Source organism: Variovorax sp. 05N34 (assembly GCF_056397405.1).
This window is the reverse complement of record NZ_JBFTNI010000001.1, coordinates 378,848-391,128: the sequence shown is the minus strand read 5'-3', so window position 1 is coordinate 391,128 and position 12,281 is coordinate 378,848. Positions and strand designations below refer to the sequence as shown.

Here is a 12,281-nt window from a genome sequence, read left to right as displayed (position 1 = left end):
TGATCATGAGCCCCGACGGTTTCGCGCTGTTTCCGACCGCCATCGGCGCGTGCGGCATCGCGTGGGGCCCGCGCGGCATCGTCGGCGTGCAACTGCCCGAAGCAGAGGAGGAAGCCACTCGCTCCCACATGGCGCGGCGCTATCCGCAGACGAGCGAGTCCGAGCCGCCTCTGGATGTGCAGCGCGCCATGGCCGCCATTCGTGCGCTGCTGGATGGCGAGCCGCTCGACCTTGCGGACATCCAACTCGATTTCGACGGCATCAGCGATTTTCATCAGCGGGTGTATGCAATTGCGCGCCGGATTCGGCCGGGCCGCACACGAACCTACGGCGACATTGCGGAAGAACTCGGCGACAAGGGCCTTGCACGGGCTGTAGGACAAGCACTCGGGCTCAACCCCTTTGCGCCCGTGGTGCCGTGTCATCGCGTCCTGGCCGCAGGCGGCAAATGGGGCGGCTTTTCGGCGCCGGGCGGCACGGCGTCGAAGCTGCGCATGCTTGCGATCGAAGGCGCACGCCCGGAAAGCGATACGGCGCCCTTGTTCTAGCCCTAGGGGTGCGCCTCGATCTTGCCTTCGCGCACGTACCGCTCGTACTCGGCGATCGGAATGGCGGTGATCTGCGGATTGCCGCCGTCCCCCCAGCTGATCACCGCGCTGTCGAACGAAAGGTTCACTTCGACCGGGCCTTTGGGGATTTGGATCAAGGGGCCGTCACCGGCGCGGTACTCGACTTCGCCAGTGACATTTGCGTTCGCGGACATTGCATCGACTCCTCGGTGTGCGGGGTGGAAGCGAGTCAGTGTATCGGGGGCGCGACGAGCGTGCCTTGCTGCGGGGTTTCACCAAGAGCCCTGTTTGCCGCGCGCGGCGCATACTGGCGAAAACCCGCGTCGGCCCCATCCCCGGGGCCGCGAGCGGCAGCCAGGAGACCGCATTGCAGCGAACCGATATTGCCAACCCGGCCTATTTCCACAAGGTCGTCGATTGCCAGTACGCCTGTCCGGCGCACACCCCCGTCCCCGAATACATCCGACTGATCGCGCAGCGCCGCTACGGCGATGCCTACATGATCAATTGGGTCTCCAATGTGTTTCCGGGAATCCTCGGGCGCACCTGCGATCGCCCGTGCGAGCCGGCCTGCCGCCGGGGGCGCGTGGAAGAAAGCAACGCCAAGGACCCGGAACCGGTGGCGATCTGCAGGCTCAAGCGCGTGGCCGCCGACATGAAGGAAGACGTCCGCGCGCGCATGCCGAAGATCGACGCAAAGAACGGCAAGCGCATTGCCTGCGTGGGTGCCGGGCCGGCTTCGCTTACTGTGGCGCGCGACCTCGCACCGTTGGGCTATGAGGTCACGGTGTTCGACAGTGATGCGAAGGCGGGCGGATTCATTCGCACGCAGATCCCGCGCTTTCGGCTGCCCGAGACGGTCATCGACGAGGAGACCGGCTACATCCTGGACCTGGGTGTCGAGTTTCGCGGCGGTGAGCGCATCGAGTCGATGAAGTCGCTGATGGCGCAGGGCTGGGACGCCATCTTCATTGGCTGTGGCGCGCCGCGCGGACGCGACCTCGACCTGCCCGGACGCGCGGAGGCTGCAGCCGGCATCCACATCGGCATCGACTGGCTCAATTCAGTGTCGTTCGGGCACGTCACGAGCATCGGCCAGCGTGTGATCGTGCTGGGCGGCGGCAATACGGCGATGGATTGCTGTCGCTCGGCGCGGCGTCTCGGCGGCGTCGACGTGAAGGTCATCGTCCGCAGCGGCTTCGACGAGATGAAGGCGTCGCCCTGGGAAAAGGAAGACGCGCAGCACGAGGGCATACCGATCATCAACTTCCATGTGCCGAAGGCTTTCGTGCACGAAGACGGCAAGCTGGTGGGCATGCGCTTCGAGATCGTCCGTGGCGCTTATGACGACAAGGGCCGGCGCTCGCTCGTGCCCACGGGCGATCCGGAAGTCTTCTTCGAATGCGACGAAGTGCTCGTGGCGGTCGGTCAGGAGAATGCATTTCCGTGGATCGAGCGCGACTGCGGAATCGCCTTCGACAAGTCTGGCTTGCCCGTGCTGGACGCGAAGACCTTCCGCTCGACCGCGCCCCACGTTTTCTTTGGTGGCGATGCGGCTTTCGGGCCCAAGAACATCATCACGGCCGTCGCGCACGGGCATGAAGCGGCGGTGTCGATCGACCGGATGCTCCATGGCCAGGATGTCGGCGTCCGGCCCGCGCCGATGACCAACCTCGTCTCGCAGAAGATGGGCATCCATGAGTGGAGCTACGACAACGACACGTCGAACGACTTGCGCTTCCGCGTGCCATGGGCCAAGGCGGAGACCGCGCTGGCGAGCATCCGCGTCGAGGTCGAATTGGGCTTCGATGCCGCGACGGCTTTCAAGGAAGCCGAACGCTGCCTCAACTGCGACGTGCAGACGGTCTTTACCGAAGTCGCCTGCATCGAATGCGATGCCTGCGTGGACATCTGCCCGATGGATTGCATCACCTTCACCCAGAACGGCGAGGAGGCGGACTTGCGGCCTCGGCTGAAAGCGCCCGCGCTGAACCTCGCACAGGACCTCTACATTTCCGGCGGACTGAAAACCGGGCGGGTGATGGTCAAGGACGAGGATGTCTGCCTGCACTGCGGCTTGTGCGCCGAGCGTTGCCCCACGGGTGCCTGGGACATGCAGAAGTTCCTGCTGAAGATGACGCCGGCGGGGCCTAAGTCTCGCGATGCGCAGCCCGCGCCGAAGCAGGGAGTGCCCGCATGAGCATGAGCATCAGGCAGATCGAAGCGGTCAACGATTTCGTCATCAAGTTCGCCAACGTCAACGGCTCGGGCTCGGCCTCGGCCAACGAGCTTTTCGCGAAGGCGATCCTGCGAATGGGCGTGCCGGTGAGCCCGCGCAACATCTTTCCGAGCAACATCCAGGGACTGCCGACCTGGTACGAGGTGCGGGTGTCGGAGCAGGGCCACATGGGACGGCGCGGTGGCACGGACATGATGGTCGCGATGAATCCGCAGACCTGGGACGCCGACGTGGCCGAACTGGAGCCGGGCGGCTACCTGTTCTACGACAGCACGCGGGCGCTGCCGCCATCGAAGTTTCGCGATGACATCCGCGTGATCGGCATGCCGCTGACCGAGATCTGCAATGCGGTCTATCACGACCCGAGGCAGCGGCAGCTTTTCAAGAACATCGTCTACGTCGGTGCGCTGGCCGTGCTGTTGGGCATCGAGCCCGAGGTGGTCGAAAAACTGCTCGGCGAGCAATACAAGGGCAAGGAGAAGCTGCTTGCCTCCAACGTACAGGCGCTGCATCTGGGATGCGACTTCGCGCGCGAGCATTTGCGCGCGGCGGTCGGCTTGCAGGTGCGGCGCGCTGATCGGGTTGGCGACCGGATCTTCGTCGACGGCAACAGTGCCGCGGCGCTCGGCTGCGTATATGGCGGCGCGACGGTCGCGGCCTGGTATCCGATCACGCCGTCATCCTCGGTGGCCGAAGCCTTCCAGAAGTACTGCTCCAAGTTTCGTGTCGACCCGGCCACCGGCCAGCATCGCTTTGCCATTGTCCAAGCGGAAGACGAGCTTGCCTCCATCGGCATGGTCGTCGGGGCAGGGTGGAACGGCGCGCGCGCCTTCACGGCAACTTCAGGGCCCGGCATCTCGCTGATGACGGAGTTCATCGGGCTGGCGTACTTCGCGGAGATTCCGGTCACGCTCATCAATGTGCAACGCGGAGGGCCTTCCACCGGCATGCCGACGCGCACGCAGCAAGCGGACATCCTCTCGTGCGCCTATGCGTCGCATGGCGACACCAAGCACGTGCTGCTGTTTCCGGAAGACCCGCACGAGTGCTTCGAGCACGCGGCGGCCGCGCTCGACCTGGCCGATCGGCTGCAGACGCCGGTGTTCCTCATGACCGACCTGGACATCGGCATGAACCAGCGCCTGTGCAAGCCCTTTGAGTGGGACGACGCCCGCGATTACGACCGCGGCAAGGTCATGACCGCGGAGGAATTGGAGGCGGGCAGGGACTTCGGCCGCTACAAGGACGTCGATGGCGACGGCATTCCGTGGCGCACCCTGCCGGGGACGCATCCGACCAAGGGCAGCTTCTTCACGCGCGGAACGACGCGCGACGCCTATGCACGGTATTCGGAGCGCGGGCCCGACTACGTCTACAACATGGAGCGTCTGCTGAAGAAGTTCGCGACTGCCGCCACGATGGTGCCGCAGCCGGTGCTTCGACCTGCTGCAGAGAAGACGCGGTTGGGAGTGATCTACTTCGGGTCGACCAGCCCGTCCATGGACGAAGCGCTGGAGGCGCTCGAGCAACGCGGCGTTCATCTGGACGCGATGCGGCTGCGGGCCTTTCCGTTTCCTCAGAGCGTGCCGCAGTTCCTCGCGGACCACGACGAAGTGTTCGTCGTCGAGCAGAACCGCGACGCCCAGATGCGCAGCCTGTTGATCAACGAACTGGACGCCGACCCGCGCAGGCTCATCCGGGTCCTGCATTTCGACGGCACACCCATCACGGCCCGCTTCGTCATCGAGGCCATCGACGCGCACGTGTGCAAGAAGGCCCAAGTCGCCGACAAGAAGGAGATTGCATGACGTATCTCGCGAAGCCCCGTCTGCGCCATCCGACCTTGGCCGTGAACAAGGTCGGCTACACGCGGCGCGACTACGAGGGCAAGATTTCGACGCTGTGCGCCGGCTGCGGACACGACTCGATTTCCGCTGCCATCATCGAAGCCTGCTGGGAGCTGGACATCGAGCCGCATCGTGTCGCGAAGCTGTCGGGCATTGGGTGCAGCTCGAAGACGCCGGACTATTTCCTCGGCGCGTCGCACGGCTTCAACACCGTGCATGGCCGCATGCCCAGCGTGCTGACCGGCGCGAACCTCGCCAACCGCGATCTGCTCTACCTGGGTGTTTCCGGCGACGGCGATTCGGCGTCCATCGGCCTTGGCCAGTTCGCGCATGCGATGCGGCGCGGCGTGCGCATGGCCTACATCGTGGAGAACAACGGCGTCTACGGCCTGACCAAGGGCCAGTTCTCGGCCACGGCGGACACAGGCTCGAAGAGCAAGAAGGGCGTCGTCAACACCGACAGCCCCGTCGATCTGGTCGCGATGGCACTGCAACTGGGCGCCACCTACGTCGGGCGCGGCTTTTCTGGCAACAAGGCGCAGCTGGTGCCGTTGATCAAGGGCGCGATCAGCCACGGCGGCGCTGCCTTCATCGACGTGATCAGCCCCTGCGTCGCCTTCAACAACCACCCCGGAAGCACGAAGAGTTACGACTACGTGCGTGAACACAACGAAGCGGTCAGCCGCATCGATTTCATCAGCGAACGCGACGAAATCACCGTCGACCTGGCGCCCGGCGAAGTGATGGACGTTCGCCAGCACGATGGAAGCCTGCTGCGGCTTCGCAGTCTGCATCAGGGCTACAACCCCGGCGATCGGCATGCCGCGATGGCGTATATGCAGCGGCACCACGAGATGGGCGAGGTCGTCACGGGCCTGCTCTACGTCGATCCGCTCGCGACCGACCTGCACACGGCGCTCAACACCAGTGCGCGGCCTCTCAACGCGTTGGGTCCGGCGGAGCTGTGTCCGGGAGCTGGTGCGCTGGAGCGGCTCAACATCTCCTTGCGCTGACCGGAAGCAAGACGCACCATAGCGCCTGGCCGTTGGAGGAAACACCATGGACGAACGCACCGTCTTCCAGTCCATCTCGCGCAAACACGTGATCAGCCTGAGCCCGCAGGCCACGGTGCGCGATGCCGCCTGCGTGATGACGCGCGCCAGTTGTGGCAGCGTGCTCATCATGGAACCGCCCGATATCCTGCTGGGCATCCTGACCGAGCGCGATCTGATGACGCGGGTGCTGGCCCGGGGGCTCGATCCCGACCGCACGCCGACGCGCGAGGTCATGACGCCCAATCCGATTTGCGTAGCGCCGGAAACACGCGTGTCCGACGCCATCGTGCTGATGCTGGAGCGGGGCTTTCGCCATCTGCCGCTGGTGTCGGGCAAGAAGATCCTTGGCGTGTTCTCGGTCCGCGACGCCCTGCCGCGGGAGCTTGGCGCGGCGATCAGCCAGACGGAATTCCATGAGCAGGTGAACGACGTTCTTGGCTAGACGCGGCCGGGATCTTGCCCGGCTAAGGCGACCGGTGCAGCCTTGGCGCGGAGAGCGCCTCCAGGCTTTCTGTCACGGCGATGTCGACATTGCTCCAGCGGCCCGTCAGGTGCGCAGCCGTGAGCGCTTTTTGCAGCGCGCGCAGTTCACGAACGCCTGGAGCCACCTTGATCTGCGCGATGGCCGCGTCGGGATTGCCGGCGCGAAGCAACGCCATGATCTTGTCGGGCCAGGGGGAAGAGGATGCCAAAGCGATCTTCACTTTCAGGTGGGGGCGGGGAGCACGCATTGTGTACCGGTGCCCCGGCTGGCGCCACAAACAAGAAGGCCTCGTGCATTGCTGTGCGAGGCCATGGGAAGAGAGCTGAAGAGAGCTTGCAGAGAGATTTGCCGGCTCAGCTTTCGTCGACGATCTTGGAGGTCTTGACGCCGTGAAAAACGAGGGCGCCGGCTGCGCCGAGAACGATCAAAAGGGTCAGCATGAAATTACTTCGCTTCAACGGGTGGTCACAAGGAAGTGATTTTGGGGTAAACCCTAATCTACTGCCTCGGACCCCTCGCTTGACCACAATGCGCGTAGGCACGTGCATCAAGTGACTTGCAAAACCTGCTGATCGCGGTCGCTATTTGGCTTCGCGGCTTCCCTTTTCATGGTCCTGGGGTGAAGGAAGTCATCATCACGGCAGGAAATTGAGTGATTCAGGCAGCGGCGGATTCACGGGCATCTCGAACACCGGACCGGCGCCGTCTGGATCGATGATCTGCGCACCATCCGTCGCGAAGAACACGGCCATCTGCGTCTGTGCAGCGACAGCGAATGGTGCGGCCGCCGGAACGGCGATATTGGTGAGGAAGGTGTGCGGGTTCTTGCCGACGGCACCTGACGTGGCGGCAAAGGCCAGATCGTTGCGATAGAACAAGGCGCGATCCGCCAATTGCCCAGCCCGAATCAGGGCAGTGGTCGTCGGATTCGGAACTGTCTCGTCGCCCTTCGCAAACTGCACGATCACCGGCTTGGGGCCGTTGCCCGGCAGCGGCTGCTTGCGGATGTATGGCGCGTAAGACACCGGATTGCCCGTCTGCTGAGCCCACGTGCTGTGTTCGAGAACCTCCTGGATCGCCGTGGACCCCGGCACGTCGTTCACCAGCGGCGGCAGGTCTCGCAGCGGAACGTTCTCGTTGAAGTTGAGGTTGTAGGGCGCGGGAACATTCGGCGTCGGCGGCAGATTGAGCAATTGCGGCTGGCGCGTTGCGAGCGCAACCGCCGTCAGCACCCGGAAACCGCCAAGCCGTGCGACTTCGGGAATCGAGCCGCCAGGCACGTTCGGAATACCCGCTCTCACCGCGCCCTCGACCCCGAGAAAGATGGTGCCGTAGATGCCGCCGAAGGACTGGCCTGCGTAGTAGATGCGGCTCTTGTCGATGTCGACCGAGCCGTCGCCGTCAATGTCGATGCCGGCCTGGATCTGCCGCACCAGTTGCATCAGGTCGACGACCGTCTGGCGCAGGCCGTCGCGGCTGGACACCAGCGACAGCGCGCCGACTGCGCTCACCCCTTCGGTCGAATCGATGATGCCGTTGCCGTCCTGATCGAAACCGCGGCCGCCCGAGGCCACCACGACTGGCGCACCGGCCTTGGGCACGACGTTGAGCGTGCCCGATGCGCCGCCGCCATGTCCCACGACACTGATCGCCATGGTTGCGATTCCCCTGGAGGCGAACACCGACGCCACGGTCCATGGCGCGCCATACATGCTGTCGGTGAAGCCGTGCCCGAAGATCGCCACCGGCCAACCACCCGGCGGACGCGCGCCGCTCGGCAGGAAGACTTCGACCACCAGGTCATTGGTGGACTGCGGCGCTGGATGCCCGAGCAAGGTGCCCGTCGGCGGAATGACCTGGGCGGCATTCTCATAGTTGGGCGAGCGGAACTTGCCGAACGCGATGCGCCCGACCGCGCCCGGCACAACATTCAATGCGGTGGTCGGGACGGTCGAAGTCGTGAACGCAGGCGCGGTGCCCGTCTGCTGCACCCATTGAATGCCAGTCAGGTCGGCCACCGGAAACACGGCGCGCACCGGGCTGCCATTGGCATTGCCGATCACGAAATTCACTGGGCCCGGCGTGGAGCGCCGGATTTGCTCTCGGATCTTCAACAGGTCGGCGCTGATGCTTTGCGTGGTGAACAGGCTCAGCGCGACCAGCCGGTTGCGGCCGGGCTGGACCCAGCGCTGGGCGCCCTGAAGAGCTCCGCGGTAATCCATGCTGTCGCGGTCTTGCGCTTCGCCGCGGCCGAGGGGCAGGCCCAGCCGCGCAAAGGCGCCTCCTTCGATGGGGTCGCCTGCCTTGTCGCGAATCCCGCTGGTCACCACCAGCAAATAGCGCGAGTGCTCCTGCAGGAGTTGGTCGGATTCGACGACCAGCGTCTTCGCGGCGGTATCCCACGACACCTGGTTGATGCCGACCTTGTGGCCGAACCCTGCGCCGGAGAGCGTGTCGCCCAAGTTCAACAGGTACATCGTGTCGCTGTTGACCGTCGATAAGTCGATGTCGCCCGTGAAAGGCACGGTGATCCGCGGCTGCGTATTGAAGCCGTCGAGCGTATTGAGGACGTCGATGTCCTGGCAATCGGACACTCGCACAGCGCAATTGGGCTTCGGAAGATTGACGCGCTTGAATGTGTTCTGCGTCCAGTCCGGCTGCGTGAACCGGTCACTCGGAAATGGGCTGGTGCTCGGACTGGAAAAATCAAGCTTGACACTGACTCCCGCGGCGAATGAAAGGATGGGAGCCGAGAACGTGAGCGCGAGCGCCATTGCCGCGAGGCGGAGCGGTCGAACCGGGAATCCAGATTGCAGATCCTGCATGTTGTCTCCTTACCGAACTGTCGTTGGTGCAGCAAGGAAGCCGAGGACGGGTCGGCCGCGAAATACCCGCCGACGGTTCTTATATCTTCTGGGCGGGCTGGTGACCAGTTGGGGATAGTCCGCCCCTGGGGTCGCCGCTGGCCGGCATGATCTGGCGATCGCTTGCCGCTGGCTCTAGCACAGCACGCCGCTTCATGCTGCCGATGGCCCATCGACTCCTTGGCGACAATGCGTGGATGAATTGCTTGTGCTCCCCGTGCTCCTCGAAGATCGCCATCGCCCCCAAGACCTCCAAACACAAGGCGACCGCGTATGCAGCAAGCTGAAACGATGCCGACGTCGCACCTTTCCGCCTCCGTCGTGCGCGACGGGTTGCCCCAGCCGCAGCGCTGGCAAGCGATGCTGGTCATCATCCTGGGCATCGCCGTGGCGGTGCTCGACGGCACCATCGTGAACCTCGCCCTGCCGGGCATCGCGCACCAACTCAACGCCAACGCATCGCATGCGATCTGGGTGATCAATGCCTACCAGATCGCCACCTTGGTCATGTTGCTGCCATTGGCATCGCTCGGTGACCTGTTCGGCTACCGGCGGGTGTATTTGCTGGGCATGGTGTTGTTCGCGGTCGCCTCGCTTTTCGCGACACTGGCGGATTCGCTGGGCACGCTGATTGCCGCACGCGCCCTGCAGGGCCTGGGCGCCGCCGGGATCATGAGTGTCAATGCGGCCTTGGTCCGACTGATCTTTCCGCGCGACCAGCTGGGGCGCGGAATGGCGATCAACTCGATGGTCGTGGCGACGGCATCGGTGGCCGGGCCTTCGGTTGCCGCAGGGATCCTGTCCGTGGCGTCATGGCCTTGGCTCTTTGCGCTGAACGTGCCGCTGGGCGCGCTGGTGTTGGTGCTGGGCTACCGATCTCTGCCGGCGAGCGAAAGCGCTTCGGCTTCGGGCTCGAGATTCTCCGTCGTGGACGTGCTGCTCAACATATTGATGTTCGCGCTGATCTTCATCGGCGCCGACCGGCTGGGCGTGCGCGAAGGCGCCGTGGGGCAGGCGGGCACCACTGCCGGCGCATGGGCGCTGCTGATCGGCGGCGTGGCGGTGGGCTTCATTTATGTGCGCCGACAGCTCAAGCTGACGCTGCCGCTCTTTCCGGTCGATCTGCTGCGCATTCCGGTGTTCGCGCTGTCGATGGGCACCTCGGTTGGCGCCTTCTGCGCGCAGATGCTTTCTTTCATCGCGTTGCCTTTCCTGCTGCTCGAAACCTATGGCAAGTCGCATTTCGAAGCGGGCCTGTTGATCACCGCCTGGCCGCTGGCGATCGTTTTCATGGCGCCGATCGCGGGCCGGCTGATCGGCAAGTACCCGGACGGATTGCTCGGCGGCATCGGCTTGGCGCTGCTCGCCACAGGGCTGGCCCTGCTCGCCGCCTTGCCCGCGCATCCAACCAACGTGGACATCGCATGGCGCATGGTTCTGTGCGGCCTTGGCTTCGGCTTGTTCCAGTCGCCGAACAACCACACCATCGTGACCTCGCCGCCGCCGCATCGCAGCGGTGCCGCGAGCGGCATGCTGGGTACCGCGCGGCTCACGGGCCAGACGCTCGGTGCGGCGGCGCTGGCTGGCATCTTCAGCGTCTGGAGCCCGCACGAGGGCAGGGGACAGGTCATCGCGCTGGCGCTGGCCGCCACTTGCGCCGCGGTGGCGGCGGTTTGCAGCACGCTGCGCACTCGCCAGCCTGCGCCTCGGCACGCCTGAAGCGGCGTTCTTCGTTCTTCGTTCTTCGTTCTTATTTGGCGGGGATGACTTCGGCGATCCGCTCCGCCATGTAAGGAAAGAACGGGTTCGAAGACAGCCGCGACAGCGAGTCCAGGCTGATGATGAGCGCACCGCGCTCGCCGCGAACCGCCAGCGCGCCGAGATTGACGCCGAACTCGTCGTTGTTCCCGGGCCGCATGCCGTAGAGCGGATCGTCCATGGGGAAGGGGAGCGCGAGGTGCGACAACGAGAACACCTCCAGCGGAAACTCCAGGTCGAGGCTGCGCGTCTGCTCCGTCGTGGCGCCGGCTTCGGTGACGCGCTCCACCACCTGGCGGCTGTCCGGTCCCCGGTTGGTGATCACCGTCGAGCGGAAATTCCTCGGCGCCGGCGGCAACACCCGGTCGAGCCGCAGGTCGCTGCCCGACCGCAGCAGTGGGCCAAACTTGATGCTGCGGTTCAGGTCGAAGAGCACCAGTTCGCTCCCATTGCTGGGCAGGCGCGCATACATGCCGGTGACGATCGCGCGGGTGCTGACGGTGAAGTCGATCAGCGACTGGAAGGTGAGGATCGGCGGCAGCTTGGCAAGATTGCCCGCGCTTTCTTCGCGGGCGAGGTGCGCACGCAGGTCGCGCGTGAGCAGCGACGACTGCCGCGCGCCGTTCACCGGGAAGGAGTTGTACTTGAACGGATTGAACTCCGGAACGATGCCCAGCCACGCTGCCTTGGCGAAGGCAGGAAAAATAGCCGGCCAGCCGAACACGCCTGCAAAGCGCGACAGTTCGGTGATGCCGATCATCGGCGCGATGAGGATCAGCCGATCAGGCCGCGCCAGGTTCGAATCGTCCAGCCCGTCGAGCGCGAACTTCATCGCCAGCGCGCCGCCATTCGAGAAGCCGACGACGTGCAGAGGCAAGGGCGCCGCCACGCGCCGGCGCGCTTCCCTGACAGCGAGGCGCGTTGCCTCGGACCAATCTTCCCAATCGACATGCGTCAGGCCCGAAGGCACTGTGCCGTGGCCCGGCAAGCGAATTGCCACGACCACAAATCCGCGATCCCGGTACATGCCCGCGATGTGCCGAAGGCTGTATGGCGAATCGGTCAATCCGTGCAGAAGCACGACGGCCCCGCGCGGCGTGCCTTGCGGTTCGAGGATGTATGAGCGGTTCCAGTCCTGCGCGAAGTGGCCCGGATAGATCGGGCTTCCAGTGAAGTAGCGATTGCTCGGAACCTGCGCCTCGGGTGGCAGCTGTTCGGTCACGTGGGTGCGAACCTCTTCGAGCGCCTTGTTCTCGGCCGCGATGTAGGTCGCCCAGTCAGCCTTGCGAAGCTCGTCGCGCGAGAGTTCGTGCGGCACGTAGGTGTGCCAGAGTTCGAGCGGCGGCCCACGCTGGATGTCGTAGGTGCGCAGTGCGACTGCGGTCACGATGACGATGCCCACCACCAACGCAGTCCATTTCAGAAGCCTCGCCAACCGGGATACCATGATTGCCCTTCTCGTGCA

Annotated in this window: 10 protein-coding genes; 6 read left to right on the top strand and 4 right to left on the bottom strand. The window is 64.8% G+C overall.

Annotation, left to right across the window (positions count from 1 at the left end; translation table 11 throughout):
* Window positions 1-5: 5 nt before the first annotated feature.
* Window positions 6-548 carry a methylated-DNA--[protein]-cysteine S-methyltransferase gene (locus AC1DMA_RS01935; RefSeq protein ID WP_478123176.1) on the top strand — a complete coding sequence of 181 codons (543 nt, stop codon included), beginning with the start codon at window positions 6-8 and terminating at the stop codon, window positions 546-548.
* 2 nt (window positions 549-550) lie between these two features.
* Here the strand turns inward: AC1DMA_RS01935 and AC1DMA_RS01930 are convergent, their stop codons facing one another.
* Complete coding sequence (locus tag AC1DMA_RS01930; RefSeq protein WP_478123177.1) at window positions 551-763, bottom strand: hypothetical protein; 213 nt, start codon at window positions 761-763, stop codon at window positions 551-553.
* A 173-nt stretch (window positions 764-936) separates the two neighbouring features.
* Here AC1DMA_RS01930 and AC1DMA_RS01925 point away from each other — a divergent pair, with 173 nt between their 5' ends.
* The 4 genes from AC1DMA_RS01925 to AC1DMA_RS01910 are packed head-to-tail and all read left to right on the top strand — an operon-like array spanning window position 937 to window position 6,152.
* Complete coding sequence (locus tag AC1DMA_RS01925; protein ID WP_478143062.1) at window positions 937-2,769, top strand: FAD-dependent oxidoreductase; 1,833 nt, start codon at window positions 937-939, stop codon at window positions 2,767-2,769.
* 2 nt (window positions 2,770-2,771) lie between these two features.
* Window positions 2,772-4,616 carry a 2-oxoacid:acceptor oxidoreductase subunit alpha gene (locus AC1DMA_RS01920; RefSeq protein ID WP_478123955.1) on the top strand — a complete coding sequence of 615 codons (1,845 nt, stop codon included), beginning with the start codon at window positions 2,772-2,774 and terminating at the stop codon, window positions 4,614-4,616.
* Window positions 4,613-5,668 (top strand): 2-oxoacid:ferredoxin oxidoreductase subunit beta, encoded by a 1,056-nt coding sequence (locus tag AC1DMA_RS01915; protein WP_478123179.1) that lies wholly within the window; start codon window positions 4,613-4,615, stop codon window positions 5,666-5,668. The genes AC1DMA_RS01920 and AC1DMA_RS01915 overlap by 4 nt, the downstream gene beginning before the upstream one ends.
* Before the next feature lie 46 nt (window positions 5,669-5,714).
* Window positions 5,715-6,152, top strand: a complete 438-nt coding sequence (locus AC1DMA_RS01910) for a CBS domain-containing protein (RefSeq protein ID WP_478123180.1) — start codon at window positions 5,715-5,717, stop codon at window positions 6,150-6,152.
* Between the two features lie 22 nt (window positions 6,153-6,174).
* Here AC1DMA_RS01910 and AC1DMA_RS01905 read toward each other — a convergent pair whose 3' ends face one another.
* Window positions 6,175-6,402 carry a hypothetical protein gene (locus tag AC1DMA_RS01905; protein ID WP_478123181.1) on the bottom strand — a complete coding sequence of 76 codons (228 nt, stop codon included), beginning with the start codon at window positions 6,400-6,402 and terminating at the stop codon, window positions 6,175-6,177.
* A gap of 427 nt (window positions 6,403-6,829) precedes the next feature.
* Window positions 6,830-9,019, bottom strand: a complete 2,190-nt coding sequence (locus AC1DMA_RS01900) for an Ig-like domain-containing protein (RefSeq protein ID WP_478143061.1) — start codon at window positions 9,017-9,019, stop codon at window positions 6,830-6,832.
* Window positions 9,020-9,331: 312 nt separating this feature from the next.
* On the opposite strand from AC1DMA_RS01900, the gene AC1DMA_RS01895 reads away from it, so the two are divergent.
* Window positions 9,332-10,777: an MFS transporter gene (locus AC1DMA_RS01895; RefSeq protein WP_478123183.1), complete on the top strand. Its 1,446-nt coding sequence runs from the start codon at window positions 9,332-9,334 to the stop codon at window positions 10,775-10,777.
* 31 nt (window positions 10,778-10,808) lie between these two features.
* Here the strand turns inward: AC1DMA_RS01895 and AC1DMA_RS01890 are convergent, their stop codons facing one another.
* Window positions 10,809-12,263, bottom strand: a complete 1,455-nt coding sequence (locus AC1DMA_RS01890) for an alpha/beta hydrolase (RefSeq protein WP_478123184.1) — start codon at window positions 12,261-12,263, stop codon at window positions 10,809-10,811.
* Window positions 12,264-12,281 lie beyond the last annotated feature (18 nt).

What these genes read in the sequence shown, in the direction of transcription:
- AC1DMA_RS01935 (WP_478123176.1), top strand. Translation starts at nt 6, where the DNA reads ATGAGCCCCGACGGTTTCGCGCTGTTTCCGACCGCCATCGGCGCGTGC.
- AC1DMA_RS01915 (WP_478123179.1), top strand. Translation starts at nt 4,613, where the DNA reads ATGACGTATCTCGCGAAGCCCCGTCTGCGCCATCCGACCTTGGCCGTG.
- AC1DMA_RS01910 (WP_478123180.1), top strand. Translation starts at nt 5,715, where the DNA reads ATGGACGAACGCACCGTCTTCCAGTCCATCTCGCGCAAACACGTGATC.
- AC1DMA_RS01930 (WP_478123177.1), bottom strand. Translation starts at nt 763, where the DNA reads ATGTCCGCGAACGCAAATGTCACTGGCGAAGTCGAGTACCGCGCCGGT.
- AC1DMA_RS01920 (WP_478123955.1), top strand. Translation starts at nt 2,772, where the DNA reads ATGAGCATCAGGCAGATCGAAGCGGTCAACGATTTCGTCATCAAGTTC.
- AC1DMA_RS01900 (WP_478143061.1), bottom strand. Translation starts at nt 9,019, where the DNA reads ATGCAGGATCTGCAATCTGGATTCCCGGTTCGACCGCTCCGCCTCGCG.
- AC1DMA_RS01895 (WP_478123183.1), top strand. Translation starts at nt 9,332, where the DNA reads ATGCAGCAAGCTGAAACGATGCCGACGTCGCACCTTTCCGCCTCCGTC.
- AC1DMA_RS01890 (WP_478123184.1), bottom strand. Translation starts at nt 12,263, where the DNA reads ATGGTATCCCGGTTGGCGAGGCTTCTGAAATGGACTGCGTTGGTGGTG.